We start from the raw sequence: 18,074 nt of genomic DNA on the forward strand, positions 1-18,074 counted from the left end.
GCGCCAATGGGCTTGCCGTCGCCGAGGCAGTGCGTGCCGAGATGACGAAGCTGCAGGTCGGCTTCCCTGAGGGCGTGACCTGGTCCGTTCCGTACGATACCACGACCTTCATTACTATCTCGATCCAGGATGTGCTGATTACCCTGGTCGAAGCTCTGGTGCTGGTGTTCCTGGTAATGCTGGTGTTCCTCCAGAACTTTCGTGCAACGATTATTCCCGCCATCGTGATACCGGTGGCGTTGCTCGGGGCGTTCATCGGCATGGACGCGCTTGGATTCACCGTGAATCAGCTCAGTCTGTTCGGCATGGTGATGGCGATCGGAATCGTCGTGGACGATGCCATTGTCGTGATCGAGAACATCGAGCGCATCATGACCGAGCAAGGCCTCTCGCCCAAAGAGGCTGCGCGCAAGGGCATGAAAGAAATCTCGGGTGCGGTGGTCGCCATCACCGCCGTCCTGCTGGCGGTATTCGTGCCCTCGGCGCTGCAGTCAGGGTCCACCGGCATCATCTACCGGCAATTTGCACTGACGATTGCAGTGTCCATGTTCTTCTCGGCGTTTCTGGCGCTGACGTTTACCCCTGCGCTCTGTGGCCGCTATCTGAAGCCTGAACACGAACGCAAGAAGAACATTGTTTTTCGCAAGTTCAACGACCTCTTCAACTGGACGCACCACACCTACGTCGGCCACGTGGCACACGCGGTGCACCACGCGCCCCGCTGGATGATGGTGTTTGCAGTGGTGGTTGTGATGGCCGGGTTCTTCTACATGAAGCTGCCGGGCAGTTTCCTGCCGCAGGAAGACCAGGGCTACCTGCTCGCCATGGTGCAGCTGCCGCCAGGGGCGACCAAGCAGCGTAGCGAGGCAGTCATGAGCGAAGTCTGGGACACCTTGCGCAAAGACCCTGAAATCGAGCACGTCATGCAGATCATCGGCTTCAGCCCGGTGGGCTCAGGTGAAAACAACGGCATGGCGTTCATCCAGTTGACCGACTGGAGCAAGCGCGCGCTTTCGGCGGAACAGATCATCCCCAAGCTCAACGCACAATTGCACAAGAGCATCCGCGACGCATCCATCGTGGTCGTCAACTTGCCTACGGTGCATGGCCTGGGGCAGTTTGGCGGCTTCGACATGTACCTGGAAGACACGGCCGGCCTGGGGCGTACGGCCCTGGATCAGGCGTTGCAGACCGTGCAGGCCAAATCCAGGGACAGCAAGATCCTGGTCAATGTCCGCGCCAACCAGCTGCCGCCGGCTCCCGAGCTCGATTTCAAGATCGATCGTCTGCAGGCGGCTTCGATGGGCCTGTCGGCCACTGACGTGGCCAACGCTGCGAGCCTGATGCTCGCGCCTACGCAGGTCGGCCAGATGTTCGCGGAGGGGCGTGTCAAATTTGTCATGGTTCAAGCGGCCGCGCCCTTCCGGATGGACCGCTCTGCCTTCAACGACATCTATACCCCCAGCAGTACACAGAAGAACCCGGACGGCACACCGGCCATGGTGCCGATTTCCAGTGTCATCCAGAGCCACTGGGATCTGGTGTCTCCCTCCCTGACCCGGTTCAACGGCAATCCGGCCATTGAAGTCGTGGGCGACGCCGCACCAGGTTACGCTTCCGGCCAGGCGATGGACGCCATGCAAAGCGTGGTAGCGCAGGACCTGCCTCGAGGCTTTGGCTACGACTGGGCGGGCGAGTCGTTCCAGGAAGTCGCATCCAGCAGCGGCGCACCCATGTTGATGGCACTGTCCATTCTGGTGGTGTTCCTCGCGCTGGCGGCCCTGTACGAAAGCTGGTCGGTGCCGATTGCCGTGCTGCTCATCGTGCCACTGGCGCTGCTGGGCACGGTGCTCTTCACCATGGGCCGTGACTTGGCCAATGACGTGTTCTTCAAGATCGGCCTGGTGACCGTGATCGGGCTGGCCGCCAAGAACGCGATTCTGATCATCGAGTACGCCGTCGCCGCGCAGGCCGAAGGCAAGACCTTGCGCGAAGCCGTCTTGACGGCGGCCCGCCTGCGCTTCCGGCCGATCCTGATGACGTCCTTCGCATTCATTCTGGGCGTGTTCCCGCTCTTCATCTCGACCGGTGCCGGTGCCAACGCCCGCCACGCCATCGGCACGGGTGTCATCGGGGGCATGTTGTTCGCAACGATCTTCGGGCTGCTGCTGATCCCGGTTTTCTACGTCATCGTGCGCCGCCTGGCGGGCGACAAGCTCGACGGGAACACGACAGAAAAGGAAAGCCCCCATTGAGATACACTGGCCTCGTCAGCCGGCGTGCCGGGTACAGGCTTGCGCAGCAGCCCGGCTACACCTTGAATCAAAACTAACGTGAACACTCGCGCGGGGGCACCATGAGCAAAGGAATGGACAGCAAGAAGTCCGAGAAGAAAGAACCCACTCGGACGCCCAAAGAAAAGAAAGAACTCAAACGCCAGAAGAAAGAGGCGGCCAAGCACACCTGAGGCCGGCAGAGCACCGGGGCCTGCCTGAGCAGGCCTTGGTGGGCCTCTTGAACTGCGCGCAGCCACCCGCCAAGAATTTGGTTACATAGTTTTTCATGGCCAAGGGTTTTCCCTGGTATATACTTGCGCAGCTGCAAAACCTTCGCGGTGGCATTCGAGTGCTTTGAATCGCACTCTGCAGTTTCCGGCTCGTACGCTCCGTCTTTGCCGGATTTCATGTCACCCATCATCGCTTCCTGACCTTCTGACGTTTATGTCATGCGCACACCGATACACGGGGTGCGCTGAGCAAGTTGATCCGGTCGGCACGATGCTCCATCAACCTGCTCGGGGCCGTCTCCAGTCCTCGCGCACGAATGTCGCGTTCAACGCGGCAAGAGGATTCATATGTCTTTCGAAACCCTAGGCCTGGGCTCCGCCCTGCTCTCCGCCCTGCGTGAAGCAGGCTTCGACACCCCGACTTCGGTGCAGGCGGCGGCCATTCCACAAGCGCTGGCTGGGCGCGACCTGATGGTCTCTTCGCAGACGGGAAGCGGCAAAACGGCCGCATTCATGCTGCCGGCCCTCGAACGCCTGTCGCACCAGCCTTCCCAAGGTGGGCGTGGCGTGCAGGTACTGGTCCTGACCCCCACGCGCGAGCTTGCACTGCAGATCGCCGACGCAGCGGCCGCCTATGGACGCCATCTCGACGGCCTGCGCATCGCGACCGTGGTGGGCGGCATGCCCTACGGTGCCCAGATCAAGGCACTGAGCCGCCGGGTGGACGTCCTGGTGGCCACTCCCGGCCGCCTGATCGATCACATGCAAGCCAAGCGCGTCAATCTTTCTACCGTACACACCCTGATCCTGGACGAAGCCGACCGCATGCTGGACATGGGCTTCATCGAAGACATCGAAGCCATCGTGGCGCACGTAGGCTCGGAACACCAGACACTGCTGTTCTCGGCCACGCTGGACGGCACAGTGGCCAAGCTGGCCGCCGGCATGATGAACAATCCGCAGCGCATTGAAATCCAGCGCTCGCAACATGGACACACGAACATCACTCAGCACCTGCTGTACGCCGACGACAAGGCCCACAAGCTGCGACTGCTGGATCACCTGCTGCGCGACGCAAGCCTGAACCAGGCCATTGTGTTCAGCTCTACCAAGCGCGGTGCAGACGAACTGGCCAGTCACCTGGCCGAAGACGGATTTGCCGCTGCAGCTCTGCATGGCGACATGAACCAGCGCCAACGCACACGGACCCTGGGCCTGCTGCAAAAAGGACGGGTACGCGTACTGGTCGCCACTGACGTTGCAGCGCGCGGCATCGACGTGCAAACGATCAGCCACGTCTTCAACTACGACTTGCCCATGCAAGCAGAAGACTACGTGCACCGCATCGGGCGGACCGGCCGGGCCGGGCGCGACGGCGAGGCCATCACACTGGCAGTGTCCTCCGAGCGCCACAAGGTGCGCCGCATCGAGCACTTCATCGGACAATCCATCCCGACCGAGACCATCCCTGGCATGGAGCCCACACGCGCTGCACGCCCGACCTACAAGGACCGCCCCAAAAAGAGTGCGCGCCCGAGCACCCGAAACGGCAGCAAGCCGGAAGGCAAGCCATGGTCCAAGAAGGGTGACTATGCGGCGAACAAATCGGCGGGAGCGGGCAAGCCTTGGCATAAAGACGCCTCCACGAGCGATCGTGCGGGTCGTCCTGCCGGCAGCAACGGCCGCTCAGAACGCAAGGCCCAAGGGACCTCCGAGCGCCCGTCCTTTTCGGCACACCCTGCCAAGGTAGGGGCAAAGTCCACCTTCAAGCGTGAAGCGCGGCGCAACACGGCAAAGTCGACGCAGCGTCCGCACTTCGCCTGATTTTCTTCAAGCACGCCGCCCCGAAAGGCGGCGTGCGCTCCCTCCGGGCAATCGGTTATCAGATATATATCCCCAGGTCATAAAAGCTATGACAAAATGCCTGGAAACTCTCTGAACGGAACGCCTGGCACTCATGCACAGGCAAGCGGACTCGGAGAGCCGTCCGATCCACCGAGCCAGGAGACAGCATGAAACGCGACACCATCGCCATCCACGGCGGTTTTGCAGGCGACCCCCAGACCCATTCGGTCGCGGTCCCTATTTACCAGACCACCAGCTACTACTTCGACGATACGCAACACGGTGCCGATCTATTCGATCTGAAGGTTCCAGGCAACATTTATACGCGAATCCAGAACCCGACCACCGACGTGCTGGAAAACCGGGTCGCACAACTGGAAGGCGGTGCTGCAGGCTTGGCCTTTGCCTCTGGCATGGCAGCTATCACAGCCTGCATACTCACCGTGGCCAAAGCAGGCGACAACATCGTAGCAACCAGCCAAGTCTATGGTGGCACTTACACGTTCCTGCGCCACACCCTGAAGGATCTCGGGATCGAAGCACGCCTGGTCGACGGCCGCGACCCGCAGGCTTTCGCCCGTGCCATTGATGACCGGACGCGCCTGCTGTACTGCGAATCCGTGGGGAATCCAGCCGGCAACGTCGTCGACATTGCCGCCTTGGCAAAGATTGCCCATGCCCAAGGCGTGCCGCTGGCGGTAGACAACACCGTCCCGTCGCCTGCGCTCTGCCGCCCCATCGAACACGGCGCAGATATCGTCATCCATGCGCTCACCAAATATCTGGGTGGCCACGGCACCAGCATCGGCGGCATCCTGATCGATGCAGGACGCTTCCCCTGGAAGGGCAACCCGCGCTTTGCGCAGTTCAACCAGCCCGAGCCGGCGTATCACGGGGTGGTCTATGCAGACGATTTCGCCGCCGTGCCGTTTGCAGGGCGGGCCCGCACGGTTGCCTTGCGCAACACCGGAGGTGCAATATCTCCATTTAACTCGTTCCTGATTCTACAGGGGATCGAAACGTTGGGATTGCGCATGGAGCGCCATTGCCAGAATGCCCTGGCGTTGGCCCGCCACCTCAAGCAGCACTCCAAGGTAGCGTGGGTCAATTTCGGGGGCCTGGAAGGCGACCGCGATTACGCGCTGGCTCAAAAATACATTGACGGCGGCATCCCCTCTTCGCTTTTCAGCTTCGGCGTCAAAGGCGGCCGCGAAGCCTGCGCCCGCTTCATGGATCAACTGCAGCTCATCAAGCGACTGGTGAACATTGGCGACGCCAAGACACTTGCTTGCCACCCGGCCACCACAACTCACCGGCAGCTGACCGATGAGGAACTGAAGACAGCGGGCGTGAGCGCAGACCTGGTGCGCCTGTGCGTGGGCATCGAACACATCGATGACCTGATCGAAGACGTGGATCAAGCCCTGGCAGTTGCCTGAATCTCAGGCGCTGGCCTTACCGCCCCGCAAGGCGGCAAGGCCAGCCGCCAGCAAAGCCAATACGGCCAGCAACACGGCAGTGGCTGCAAAGCCTTGCATCGTCAGGGCATGAGCGGGGTGATCCGACCCCGACGCAAAACCAAAGACCAGCGCAGCCAGCGCCACCCCCAAGGCAGTGCCAATGCTGCGTGTCATGTTCAGCAAGCCGCCTGCGGACCCGGATTGCGTCTGCGGTGCACTCGCCATGATGGCTGCATTGTTGGGTGGGGTGAACAACCCCAGCCCGATTCCCATGATGACCAGTTCGACGGCCAGTGCGGCAGGCCCACCATGCCAAAAGGCCGCCATCAGCAACCCCAGGCCGCTCAGTGTCATGCCCGCCACAGTCAGCGGCCGGGCACCCACGCGGTCGGCCAGGCGCCCTGCATACGGTGCCGTGATTCCCAGCGCTGCAGGCAACACCGTCAGCACCAGCCCGGAGGTCCCGGTCGACAACCCAAAGCCACGTTCGGTCAGGAACGGCACCACGAACAAGATGCCAAACAGCACGGCATACGACAGCAGGCCACTGGCAATCCCAGCCGAAAAAGCGGCATTTCGGAACAGCCTCAAGTCCACCATGGGTGCGTGCGCCCGAGTCTCCCGCAGCAAGAAGGCGATCAGGAACAGAATGGCCAGGGCGAACATCCCCACGACAGGCGTTGAATCGAAACCGGTTTCACGAGCCCGCGAGAGCGCACCAAACAACGCCACTGAAGCGGGCGCAAACAGCGCCAGCCCCCACCAGTCGAACGGCGCCCGCTTGGCCAGATAACGGCTGCGCGGCAATAAATACCAACCGGCCACACAGCCCAGGATTCCCGCGGGCAGGTTCACGAAGAAAATCAGCCGCCAGCCGCCCAAGGCAATCAGCAGCCCGCCCACGCTAGGCCCCAAGGCCAGGCCCAGCGCCTGAAACGCGCCCTGAATACCGATAGCTCGGCCCAGCGTGGCGCGTGGAATCGAGGTGGCAATGAGCGCGACACTATTGGCTTGCAGCATCACGGCGCCCAGCCCCTGGATCGCCCGAAACACAATGAGGGACGGCAAATTGGGCGCAAACCCGCAAGCCACGGATGCCAAGGTAAAAAGGGCGAAGCCGTAGGTATAAAGCAGCTTGCGCCCGACCATGTCCGAGAAACGCCCCGCTGCGACCACGGCCGCCACCAGCACCAGCAGATAGGACAGCGCCACCCATTCGACTTCGCCCATCGGCGCACCAAAATGCTGCTGCAGGGTGGGAAACGCCACGGTGACGATGCTGGCGTCAAGCTGCCCCATGAACGCGCCAATACAGACCGTATAGACGGCCAGCCAGTGCGCATCAGGGCGATCGAGCACCCAGGCGGGCGGGTCAGGCTCCGTCATCAACCGCTGCCGCCACGATAGATTTTGCACTGCCAACCCCCTTATCAGGGCTCGATTATATCGACTGACCCATGCTCGACACCTGGAACGCCTTCGCGGATCACCTGAGAATAATCGTGCAATTCGCTGGCGGCCAAGGCGCGCCGCGTATAGTGACCCAGCCGCCTGAGTTCCACCATATTGCCATTGCCGTACAGCGCGTGCAGATGCGCCAGGTATTCGGGCGGATAGCCGGACGACCTCAGGCATCCAGTCACGATCGTTCAACGACCGCACGCCCCCACGCCAAGCAGCAGAATGAGATTACTCATGGGGAAGACACTCAAGAACCGGGAGATGCCGCGAGTTTACGCGGTTTGGTGCTGACTTCGTGAGCGTGGCAGAATGCCAGCAACATCATTTCAGGATTCAGCATGCCAAACAGCCTGGGAGCACCCGAAGCTCTTCTCCTCTACGTACTGCTGATCGTCGTCGGGCTGGCGCTGGGTTACCTTGTCGCCAAAGCCAAACGGCAAAAGTCGGATGGGCCGCTGCAAGCACAGCTGCAACAGGCCCACGTGAACGAAAGCCGCCTGCAGACGCAGCTCGAAGCTGCGCACCAGTCACAACAACGCACCGAGACCGACCTGAAGGCCGCACGTGAAACCTCAGACCAGCTGCGCGCGGAACTGCGCCGGCTGGAAAACGCCCAAACCCAGCTCACCACCACACTCACCGAACGCGAACAAAGCCACGCACGCGAAGTCGCCAACTTCGAACAACAAAAGGCAAGCCTCACCGAGCAGTTCAAAGTGCTTTCCAACGAAATCCTCGAAGCCAAGACCAAGACCCTGCAAGAAAGCAGCAAACTGTCGCTGAACGCGGTCATGACGCCGTTTCAGCAATCCATCAACAACTTCAAGGAAGAAGTCCAGCGCATCCACAGCCGTGAAACTGAACAACAAGGGGCGCTGCGCAAAGAGCTGCAGCAGTTGATGGACCTGAACCAGAAAATCACGACCGAAGCCCATCAGCTATCGACGGCACTCCGAGGCCAGAAGAAGCTGCAAGGCAATTGGGGCGAACTGGTGCTGGAAAACATTCTTGACCGCTCAGGTCTGCGTCAAGGCATCGATTACCAGCGTGAAGTCAGCTTCAATACCGAAGACGGCCGCAAGCGACCTGACGCCATCGTGTACCTGCCACAAGGCAAGCATCTCATCATCGACGCCAAGGTATCCTTGAACGCCTACACGCGCTACGTCAACGCCGAAGACGATACCGAACGCGCGCTGGCGCTCAAAGAGCACGTCCAGGCGGTGGCCGACCGCATCCAGGAGCTGTCCGACCGTACCTACTACCAGCTGCCAGGCCTGAATTCACCTGCCATGGTCTTCATGTTCGTACCCATCGAATCCGCGTTCGTGGAAGCCTTGAAGGCCGATGAATCGCTGTTCCAGAAATCCATTGAGCAGAACGTGCTGGTGGCGACGCCCACGACGCTGCTCACCAGCCTGAACATCGTGCGGCAGCTGTGGCGCTACGAAGACCAGAACAAGTACACGGCCGAGCTGGCCAAAAAGGCAGATTCGGTCTTTCGCAAGCTCAACACCTTTCTGCAAAGTTTCGAGCGTATCAAGCGCAGCCTGGATGGTGCCTCCGATGCCTATACGAAGGCAGAAAATCAACTGATTGGTGGACGTGGCAACTTAGTCAAGCAGGTCCGCGACTTCAAAGATCTGACGCCCATGATTCAATCGGATCTGCCTGAATACTTCACCGAAAAAGCTGCGCTGGAGGTCGATTTCGGGCATGCGACCCAGGACGACAGCGAAACGCCCAGCCCCGATTCTGCAAAGCCTGCTGCGCCGCTGCCGGGTATCCCGCACTAGGTGCTTCGCGATGTTCACTGCGCAAACCGGGCGCCACGCCGATCACGCTGCCACATCCACACCAGGGCAAAGGCCACCACCACCAAGGCCGGCAAGGTGCCCAGATTGAGCCAGCTCCAGCCGCTGGTGGTGGCCACGGCGCCCGAGGTGAACGACGTCACTGCCATGGTCAGGAACACACAGACATTGATGGCGGCCTGTGCACGGTCCTTTTCTTCGGGGCGATAGGCGCGCAAAGCGAGCGCCGTGCCTCCGGTGAACAGGAAATTCCAGCCCACGCCCAGCAGGATCAGGGCGACCATGAACTGCATCATCTGCGTGCCCGAAAGCGCCACTCCGACACACACGGCAATGAGCACCACACCCGCCCCCATCACCTGCAACACGCCGAAGCGCCGGATCAAGTGTCCCGTGAAAAAACCCGGCGCGTACATGCCAATGACGTGCCACTCCAGCACGGTCGCAATATGGCTGAATTCGAAGTGGAAGACATCCATGACCAGTGGCGTGGCCGCCATGAGCAGGTTCATGGACCCATATCCCACAGCAGCTCCCAGCGTTGCCACGATGAATACAGGCTGGCGCATGATCTCGCCGATCGGGCGCCCCCGGACCGCATGATCCTTGCGGGCAGGCTCGACCGGAAACTGAATTTTTGCCATCAGCCCCATGGCCAGAAGGGCGACCAGCGACAACGAAACATAGGCTCCCACGAAAGGGGTCGCCAACACCGAGCGCGTCCAATTGGCCAGATTGGGACCAACGATCCCACCGACGATGCCGCCGGCCAGCACGACGGATACGGCCTTTTCATGCCAGTCGGCATGGGTAAGTTCGGTCGCCGCAAAGCGGTAGAGCTGACCATTGGCGTAGTAGTATCCTGCCACGACCGTCGCGAGCACCAAAAGCCAGAAAAGCCGATACTGGGCGGCAAGGGCCGCCAGCAGCGCCGAACCAAAAGCGACCAGCAGGCCAATCTGGAATGAACCACGGCGACCATAGCGCACTTGCGTAGCGGCTACCAGCGGCGCTGCCAAGGCGCCCCCCACTACGTAACCCATGATGGGAATCGTCGCCATCCACGGAAACGGTGCGAGCTGCAGCCCCACCAGCCCATTGATAGCGATAAACGTGACGTTGTTGATCAGAAACAAGCCCTGGCACAGGGTCAGCAACAGCAGGTTTCGGTTCATGTAAGAGGTCCCTTTGACACTGATTGCGGTCTATCGCCCCAAATCCAATTCTGAAGCATTGGTGATTGAAGCACTGATGCAGGCGCACCACATTGCCCACGTCATGCAGGGTGGCGCCTTCAGCAGCATGTATCCGGGGGCACTGCGCACTAGCCTCAATGCGCAAACGCTGCTGGTTGAAGAAGAACAGGTTGCGCTCGCCAAGGCCTTGCTGGTCGATTTTCTCGACGAAGACGAGGCCATCCCATGATCCCCGTGCCATCGTACGGCATCATCTTGAAGAGGACCCACGCTTCACGAACGGAGGCTTGGCAAGCCAGACAACAGCAATCAGCGCGATGAAGCAGAAACCCAGTCCATCAAAGATCTGGTTAAAAGAGATCTGCATTGCCTGCTGGGTGATGACCTGGTTCATCTGCGCCGCATAATGTGGCCAGGAGCCGCCGGCTGCTTCTACCCCCTGGCGGACCAGGGGGCTGGAGCTTGTAATGAACTCGGTCAGCTGCGAGTGGCTGGCTGACGCACCCCGGGTCCACAGATACGTCGTGACCGACACGGCAAAACTCGCCCCCACCGTGCGCAGAAACGTGGCCGAACCTGACCCCTCTGCAATCTCGGCCCCTTCGAGATCTGACAACAAAATCGTGAGAATCGGCATGAAAAAGAGCGCCACCCCCAGACCCATGATGAATTCGGTCAGGGCGATATTCGCGAAATCCACCTCTGTATTGAAACTGCCAAACCGGAAGCAGACATAGCTCATCACACCGAACGACAGGGCCGTCAGGATGCGCAGATCGAAGCGACTGGCATACTTGCCCACCCAGAACGTCAACAGAATGGGGATGAAACCAATGGGTGCCACGGCGAATCCAGACCAAAGCGCGGTATAGCCCAAGGTGTTCTGCAGCCACAGCGGCAAAAGCAGTGACACGGAAAAGAACAGCCCGAATGCCAGGACCAGGGCAAACGTACCGGCGGCAAAATTTCGGTGCCGGAAAAGCCTCAGATTCACCAGCGGCTTCTCGTCGGTCCACTCCCAGATGACGAACACCGTCAGGGAGACCGCAGCCACCGCGGCAAGCACGCGGATCACCCCCGAATCGAACCAGTCCAGATCATTGCCCTGATCGAGCAGGATCTGCAGCGAGCCCACCCCCAGGATCAAGGTCGAAACCCCCACCCAATCGATGCGATCCTTGATCAGGGCCTCGAGCCGCCCCCCCATCTGCGCCAGCACCAACGACGCCGCAAAGAGCCCGATGGGAATATTGATGAAGAAGATCCAGCGCCAGGAGTAGGAATCCGTGATCCAACCGCCCGCCACCGGCCCTACGATGGGAGCCACCACCGTGATCATGGCGATGATCGCCAGTGCCATGGCACGCTTTTCTCTGGGGTAGATCGACACCATCAGACTCTGGGTGATGGGGTACATGGGGCCGCACACCGCCCCTTGCAGCGCCCGAAACGTCACCAGCATGCCCAGACTGGTCGACAAACCACACGCCAGAGAAAACAGCGAGAACAGCAGCACCGCCCACACGAAGGTCTTGACCTCGCCAAACCAGCGCGAGAGAAACCCCGTCATGGGCAGGGTAATGGCCTGGCACACCGTGAACGAGGTGATGATCCAGGTGGACTGATCGCGGCTCGCAGCAAGATTGCCCGCAATGGCAGGCAGGGATACATTGGCGATGCTGATGTCCAGCACCTGCATGAATGTGCCCAGCGACAGGCCCACCGTCGCCAGCGCCAGGCTGGCGGGCCGGAAGGCATCTGTCATCGGGTTCGCCACGGCAGCCATGAATCTAATACCGATCCCTGCTCGCCACTTGTCGCGAAACGCGAATTTCGTGCCGGAGGATGCGATGGCTGGTCATTAAAGGGGGCTCCTCGCAAAATGCGGAATCACTCAGGTGCACTGTACACCCCGCCAAGGCGCTGTCGAGCCGGTGCTTATTCAGCTCGCCTTCCCAACGCGCCACCACCACCAGCGCATAATGGCTAGCCCTGCTGCCGGCAAGGCCGCCATCCAACCCTGAATAACCTAACGATAATCAGCTGGGTCGGGTGAGTCCGTGGGGTGCGCAATGACCTTCTTCAGTTCAGCCGACATGGGCCAGTTCAAATTGACGTTGCGCGGCGGAATGGGTTGCGTGAACCACTTCTTGTAGAGCACCTCTATCTTGCCATCCTTCATCATGGCCGCCACGGCCTGATCGACGGCCGCCTTGAACTGCGGGTCGCCCTTGGGCTCGATAATGCCATAGGGCTCCACCGTAAAGGCCTTGCGGCTGATCACCCAGTCGTGCGGATCATGTGAATTTGCCACCAGCCCTGCCAGCAGGATGTCATCCATGAAGAAGGCCGAGGCCCGGCCGCTGGCCACGGTCTGAAAGGCATCCGAATGATCGGGAGCCGCAATGATGCGCATCCCCAGGTCTTCCTTGGCGTTGGCCTCAGTCAACCACTTCAGGTTGGTACTGCCGGAGACCGACACCACAGTCTTGCCCTTGAAATCCGACAGTTTGTCCAGGTGCGAGGATTTCAGCGCCACGAAGCGTGTCGCACTGACGTACGTGGTGGGCGCAAAGCTCACCTGCGTCTGGCGCTGGGCGTTGTTCGTATCGGGGCCACAGGAGAGGTCGATGGTGCCGTTGGCAATCAGCGGAATCCGCGTCGACCCCACCACCGGAATGAGCTTGACCTTGATGTGAGGAATGTTCAGATCTTTCTGCAACGCATCGACGATGCCCTGGCAGATGTCCATGGAATAACCCACCGACTTCTGATGGTCGTCCAGGTACGAAAACGGAATGGCAGAATCGCGGTAGCCGATTGCGATCTCACCCGTGGACTTGATCTTGTCCAACCGGCCAGTGGCCTGAGCCGGCGCCACGGTGACAGCCGCCACCGCAAAGGCCAGCGCATACAACAAAGATTTCATGGTTCCTCCCACGTTATTTCGGTCTGCAATATACGTCAAATGTGCTATCTAGCCTCGTTACTTATTTCTTTTAGAAATAAGTAAATTATCATCAATTCCTCTACTACGGACAGCCTGTCAAGACAATGTCACGGCAAAGTACTAACCTTGGAAAGTTGTCTGCAATCTGCAAGCGACTGCACCACCCATTCTTGGATGGGGCGCTGCACCGTCCATCACGCTAGGAGTCAATATGAGTCAACAACGCCCTGTCATCGCTGTTCTGGTCGGCAGCCTGAGCAAGGATTCCATCAACCGCAAGCTCGCCCAGGCACTCGAAAAGCTGGTCGGCCCCCGGGCCGAGTTTCGCTATGTACGCCTGGATGACCTGCCGGTCTACAACCGCGACGTGGACAGCAACTACCCAGCCGCGTTCAACCGGCTCAAGCAGGACATCGAGTCTGCAGACGCCGTCCTGTTCGTCACGCCCGAAAACAACCGGTCCATTCCGGCCGTGCTGAAGAACGCCATCGACATCGCCTCGCGCCCCTGGGGCAAGAATTCCTTTGCCAGCAAACCGGGCGCCGTGATCGGCACGTCCACGGGTGCCATGTCCACTGCCCTCGCCCAGCAGCACCTGCGCAACATCTGCGTCTTCCTGGACATCGCCATGCTGGCGCAGCCCGAAGCTTTCGTGCGCTACCACGAAGGGCTGATCGCTGCGGATGCCAGTGTCGCCGACGAAAACACGCGCAGCTTCCTGGCAGGTTTCATCGACCGCTATCTTGCCTGGATCGAAAGACACCGCGCCTGAAGTCGCAAGCGTGGCAAACGCGGGGCCTGCCCTGGGAGGCCCTTCCCATCATCTCCGGCGCACCATTGCCCCCACTGGATCTGGGCCCTCATGGACACAGCCCCCCCGCAACCCACGATAGCCCAGTACCATCGGCTCACGCGGCGTCGCTGGCAAATGCTGGGCCTGCTGGCGGTCTGCCTGGTCGCCTCGATATGGGTCGACGTCCTCACGGGCTCGTCGGGGCTTCGATGGCCCGAGGTTCTGTCGGCGCTGATCCACCCATCGGGTGTCGCAGCGACGACCCGCGTCATCCTCTGGGACCTCCGCTTGCCTATGGCGCTGCTGGCCGGCTCGATCGGGCTGGCGCTGGGTCAGGCGGGGGCCGAGATGCAGACGCTTCTGGACAACCCGCTCGCAAGCCCTTTCACCCTGGGCGTGTCTTCAGCGGCTGCCCTGGGTGCGGCGCTGGCCATCGTCTTTGGCTTGACACTGCCCGGTATCCCCGGCCCGTGGATGGTGGCCGTCAATGCGTTCTTGTTCGCGCTGGCAGCCACCTGGCTGCTTGACCTGGCTGCTCGGCATAGCGCGCTCAGCCCGTCAGGAATCATCCTGTTCGGCATTGCCCTGGTGTTCTCGTTCAACGCCATTCTCTCGTTGATCCAATACGTGGCTAGCGCCGAAGCATTGCAAGGCCTGGTTTTCTGGACCATGGGCAGCCTGTCGCAAGCCTCCTGGCCACGTGTCGGCCTGATGCTCGGGGCCAGCGCGCTGCTGCTGCCTCTTGCCCTGTTCGACCGCTGGCGGCTCACGGCCCTGCGCCTGGGCGAAGACCGTGCCACGAGCTTCGGCGTGGACGTTCGTCATCTACGGCGAAAGGCGCTGACCCGAGTCAGCCTCCTGGCGGCATTGGCTGTGTCCTTTGCGGGCACCATAGGCTTTGTCGGGCTGGTCGCGCCTCACATCGCCCGCCGGCTGTTTGGAGAAGACCACCGCTTTTACCTGCCCGGCAGTGCCTTGATGGGTGGCCTCATCCTGTCTCTGGCCGCCGTCGTGTCGAAGAACCTCGTTGCCGGGGTCATCGTGCCAGTGGGCATCGTGACATCCCTGGTGGGAATTCCCTTCTTCGTCGGCGTCATGCTGAGACACCCGCTGCGATGAGTACTTTCGAGACCCGAAACCTCGCATCAGGCTACCGGCAACGCCCCGTTTTGCAATCGCTGTCCATCCGGCCCATTCAGCCAGGTTGTGTGACCGCAATCCTGGGCCCGAACGGAAGCGGTAAATCCACCCTGCTAAAGACTGTGGCAGGGCTGATCAAACCCGCCGCCGGTACCGCCATGCTGGGCACCACGGAGCTCACCCACCTGTCATACGCAGAGCGGGCCCAACTCATGGCGTATCTGCCGCAGTCACTGCCTTCTGCTGTCCCCCTGTGTGTGCTCGAATCTATTCTGGTCGCTGCCCATGCCTCCTTGCCATCGCCCGCAGGCCGTGCCACGTCGCCCGGAAATGCCATGGATCTCCTGGCAAGCCTGGGGATCGCCGACACCGCGCTGCAGCCATTGGACCAGCTATCCGGTGGCCAACGGCAACTGGTCGGACTGGCTCAGGCCCTGATACGCCGTCCACGCCTGTTGCTGTTGGACGAGCCCATCTCGGCGCTGGATTTGAACCACCAGTGGCATGTCATGGACTTGCTGGCGCGGGAAACCCGCGACCGCGGGCTGATCACGCTCGTCGTACTCCACGACTTGAACACCGCACTGCAGCACTGCAGCCGGGCCATCCTGATTCAGGCCGGCCAAGCCATTTGCCAAGGTTCCCCCGCCGAAGTCATTACCCCACGAAGACTGGCAGCGGCTTATGGCGTCGCCGCACGCGTGGAATGCTGTTCGCAGGGCGTGCCGTACGTTGTGGTCGACGGACTTTGTCCGCTCGATCGATGATGGTTAATTTTTGTAGTGAATTGAATAACTCGGTAATCACGCACTCACAAAACTTGCAAGTGGCGGTGCTATAAGCCTTCAGAGGATTCCAAGCGATTCACGCAACCCCGCAGGCAAACCATGAGCATGATCAAAAAATTCCCCACAACCGCCTTATCCGCAGCTGTCCTGTGCACTACGTTGGCGGCGTGCAGCACGCCCGTCAACCTCAATCCGAGCAACCAGTTGGCCCAGAAGACCATCCGTTACGAATGCAGCGTGCAAGGGCAGCGCGGCGTGAATCTCGAAGTGCAATACACCTTTCAGGGCGTCGAACCTGTGACGGCCCAAGTCGTCTATGACGACCAGGCCATCTCCATGACGCGCGATACCAACAGCAAATCCAACCTGGTGGGCGACACCTTCGTGGGACAAGGCTATACCTGGACCACCGGTCAATTCACCCTGGATACTGCCGAAAAGGTGGACGGCACAATGCTGACGCTTCAGGACGCTGTTGCAAGCCGTCCCGGCACCTACGTCAACACCATCCTCGCACGCGGTTGCGGCGTTCGCGGCTGACTCACCAGCGGAAGTACAAGTCCGACGCCTTTTTGCCCACATGCACGTCGCGCGTGAGCGTCTTGCCGTTATGCTCCGCCGTCACCTTGTATGCACCCGGCGACAGTTTCACGTAGGTGAGCGGGCCAGCGCCCGTCACGTCGAATACTGTCTTCCCGGCCTTGTTCATCACCTTGACATGAGCATCGGCAACGAATGCACCGGCTTTCCCTTCAGAGAAAGTCATGTGCAACGGCCAATTGTGTGCATCGCGATGCATCTGGTCCTGCTCGCCTGCGCCGATTCCGCCATTGAGGTAAGACACGCCCGCCTCGGTCTGCACCGCCATGTTGTCCTGTGCAGTTCCAGCGGGCGTAGCCGCAAAGGCCGACCCGCTTATCAGGGCGCCACCCAGCATCAGGGCCGAAGCCAGCAATGCCAATTGCAAGTGCGAGATATGCAGATTCCTCGTCATGAAATGCTCCTCTTCCGAGGCGGCCCCGAACGGCGTATGCCCCGGAGAAAATGATTTGAAATATCGAAAGATGAGACCGTGATGCCGGCAAAGAGTTCCGCACGACCGGCTGTCAGCGCACGGGCAGGCCGTTGGCGTCGGTATCGATGTACCGGGGAATAGTGCTCACCACTTGCTGGTGCAGACGCTTGATCAGACGCTGCACGTCGTCGGGAAGTTCGCGCGAACGCTGTGACACCACGCCAATGCGGTAGGGGATGTCAACCAGCATGGGCCGCATCACAATGCCTTCCAATGTCACCCCATGCGAGGAGAATGGGTCCATCAGTGCCACCCCCAGCCCCGCCCGCACCATCGCGAGGGCCGTCTGCTGGCTACCTGCTTCGATGTGCCGGCGCTGCGAGCCCGAGGTCGCCCCGACCAAGCCATGCGTGAGGTGATAGCGCATGCGATATCGCCCCAGCAACGTAATCACGTCGGTATCCACGATGTCGTTCAAACCGATGGACTCGCGAGCGGCCAGACGGTGCCAGGTCGGCATCGCCAGCTGGCAGGGCGCCTGCCCGCACCAATGAACCTGCAGATCATCCCCCGCGATGGGCAGGCTGATCAAGGCAAAATCGGCCTGGCTTTCCATGACATCGGAGGCAGTCGTCTCGTGTACGACCTCGTCAACTACGACACGTTGACGGTAGGCATCGCCCGCCTGGTTCATGTCGGCCAGCACGCCACACAGCAAGGTGCGCGCCAGATCGGCCGCAGCCAGAATGCGCATCGGCTGAACGCTTCCGGAACGCATGTCGCGAGCCCGGAGTTCCAACTGCTGCAAGTCGACCAGGACACCGCGCACTTCTTGATAAAAGCCCGCCCCTTGAGAGGTCAAGGTAATCGTGGGCCGTGTTCGCTCGAAGAGCACGAACCCCAGTTCGGCTTCGAGGTCGCCCACCTGGCGGCTGACCACAGGCTGTGAACGGCCCAGCACGCGGGCGGCGGACGATACATTGCCGCTGGTCACCACGGCGCTGAAGGCTTCGAGCTGGCGAATTTCCATGGGAGCAAAGACCCGACAATAAAGCGGGCCCGAAGGCCCGCCTGGCAAGCGCCCTGCACACGCAGGGCGACTGGAC

At 60.8% G+C, this 18,074-nt stretch carries 16 protein-coding genes; 9 read left to right on the forward strand and 7 right to left on the reverse strand.

Annotated features, from left to right (window positions below):
* The 3 genes from VF285_RS03410 to VF285_RS03420 all read left to right on the forward strand — a co-directional run.
* A partial coding sequence (locus tag VF285_RS03410; RefSeq protein WP_346951217.1) for an efflux RND transporter permease subunit occupies positions 1 to 2,255 on the forward strand: 2,255 nt, incomplete at its 5' end.
* A 599-nt stretch (positions 2,256 to 2,854) separates the two neighbouring features.
* On the forward strand, positions 2,855 to 4,330 hold the full coding sequence (locus VF285_RS03415; RefSeq protein WP_346951218.1) for a DEAD/DEAH box helicase: 1,476 nt from the start codon (positions 2,855 to 2,857) through the stop codon (positions 4,328 to 4,330).
* 188 nt (positions 4,331 to 4,518) lie between these two features.
* Positions 4,519 to 5,790: an O-acetylhomoserine aminocarboxypropyltransferase/cysteine synthase family protein gene (locus VF285_RS03420; protein ID WP_346951219.1), complete on the forward strand. Its 1,272-nt coding sequence runs from the start codon at positions 4,519 to 4,521 to the stop codon at positions 5,788 to 5,790.
* A gap of 3 nt (positions 5,791 to 5,793) precedes the next feature.
* Here VF285_RS03420 and VF285_RS03425 read toward each other — a convergent pair whose 3' ends face one another.
* On the reverse strand, positions 5,794 to 7,197 hold the full coding sequence (locus tag VF285_RS03425) for a DHA2 family efflux MFS transporter permease subunit (RefSeq protein ID WP_346951220.1): 1,404 nt from the start codon (positions 7,195 to 7,197) through the stop codon (positions 5,794 to 5,796).
* Between the two features lie 44 nt (positions 7,198 to 7,241).
* Positions 7,242 to 7,454 carry a hypothetical protein gene (locus tag VF285_RS03430; RefSeq protein ID WP_346951221.1) on the reverse strand — a complete coding sequence of 71 codons (213 nt, stop codon included), beginning with the start codon at positions 7,452 to 7,454 and terminating at the stop codon, positions 7,242 to 7,244.
* Between the two features lie 156 nt (positions 7,455 to 7,610).
* On the opposite strand from VF285_RS03430, the gene rmuC reads away from it, so the two are divergent.
* Positions 7,611 to 9,068, forward strand: a complete 1,458-nt coding sequence (rmuC, locus tag VF285_RS03435; RefSeq protein ID WP_346951222.1) for a DNA recombination protein RmuC — start codon at positions 7,611 to 7,613, stop codon at positions 9,066 to 9,068.
* Positions 9,069 to 9,082: 14 nt separating this feature from the next.
* Here the strand turns inward: rmuC and VF285_RS03440 are convergent, their stop codons facing one another.
* Positions 9,083 to 10,261, reverse strand: a complete 1,179-nt coding sequence (locus VF285_RS03440) for an MFS transporter (RefSeq protein WP_346951223.1) — start codon at positions 10,259 to 10,261, stop codon at positions 9,083 to 9,085.
* Positions 10,262 to 10,274: 13 nt separating this feature from the next.
* Here VF285_RS03440 and VF285_RS03445 point away from each other — a divergent pair, with 13 nt between their 5' ends.
* Complete coding sequence (locus tag VF285_RS03445; RefSeq protein WP_346951224.1) at positions 10,275 to 10,511, forward strand: putative signal transducing protein; 237 nt, start codon at positions 10,275 to 10,277, stop codon at positions 10,509 to 10,511.
* Between the two features lie 21 nt (positions 10,512 to 10,532).
* Here VF285_RS03445 and VF285_RS03450 read toward each other — a convergent pair whose 3' ends face one another.
* Positions 10,533 to 12,047 carry a DHA2 family efflux MFS transporter permease subunit gene (locus VF285_RS03450; RefSeq protein WP_346951225.1) on the reverse strand — a complete coding sequence of 505 codons (1,515 nt, stop codon included), beginning with the start codon at positions 12,045 to 12,047 and terminating at the stop codon, positions 10,533 to 10,535.
* A gap of 264 nt (positions 12,048 to 12,311) precedes the next feature.
* Complete coding sequence (locus VF285_RS03455) at positions 12,312 to 13,211, reverse strand: amino acid ABC transporter substrate-binding protein (RefSeq protein ID WP_346951226.1); 900 nt, start codon at positions 13,209 to 13,211, stop codon at positions 12,312 to 12,314.
* A 232-nt stretch (positions 13,212 to 13,443) separates the two neighbouring features.
* On the opposite strand from VF285_RS03455, the gene VF285_RS03460 reads away from it, so the two are divergent.
* From VF285_RS03460 to VF285_RS03475, 4 genes are all read left to right on the forward strand, one after another.
* Entirely contained in the window at positions 13,444 to 14,004 is a 561-nt protein-coding gene (locus tag VF285_RS03460; RefSeq protein WP_346951227.1) for an NAD(P)H-dependent oxidoreductase, read from the forward strand.
* A gap of 90 nt (positions 14,005 to 14,094) precedes the next feature.
* Entirely contained in the window at positions 14,095 to 15,144 is a 1,050-nt protein-coding gene (locus tag VF285_RS03465) for an iron ABC transporter permease (protein WP_346951228.1), read from the forward strand.
* Positions 15,141 to 15,932 (forward strand): ABC transporter ATP-binding protein, encoded by a 792-nt coding sequence (locus tag VF285_RS03470; RefSeq protein WP_346951229.1) that lies wholly within the window; start codon positions 15,141 to 15,143, stop codon positions 15,930 to 15,932. Before VF285_RS03465 ends, VF285_RS03470 begins: the two co-directional genes overlap by 4 nt.
* Positions 15,933 to 16,052: 120 nt before the next feature.
* Positions 16,053 to 16,493 (forward strand): hypothetical protein, encoded by a 441-nt coding sequence (locus VF285_RS03475; RefSeq protein WP_346951230.1) that lies wholly within the window; start codon positions 16,053 to 16,055, stop codon positions 16,491 to 16,493.
* Between the two features lies 1 nt (position 16,494).
* Here VF285_RS03475 and VF285_RS03480 read toward each other — a convergent pair whose 3' ends face one another.
* Together VF285_RS03480 and VF285_RS03485 are read right to left on the reverse strand one after the other, a co-directional pair.
* A complete protein-coding gene (locus VF285_RS03480; protein ID WP_346951231.1) occupies positions 16,495 to 16,947 on the reverse strand; it encodes a hypothetical protein in 453 nt (150 codons plus the stop codon).
* Positions 16,948 to 17,059: 112 nt separating this feature from the next.
* Positions 17,060 to 17,998, reverse strand: coding sequence for a LysR family transcriptional regulator (locus VF285_RS03485; protein ID WP_346951232.1), 939 nt, complete (start codon positions 17,996 to 17,998; stop codon positions 17,060 to 17,062).
* Between the last annotated feature and the right edge of the window lie 76 nt (positions 17,999 to 18,074).

Origin of the sequence: Castellaniella sp., from assembly GCF_036379515.1 — a bacterium.
GTDB lineage: Bacteria > Pseudomonadota > Gammaproteobacteria > Burkholderiales > Burkholderiaceae_B > Castellaniella.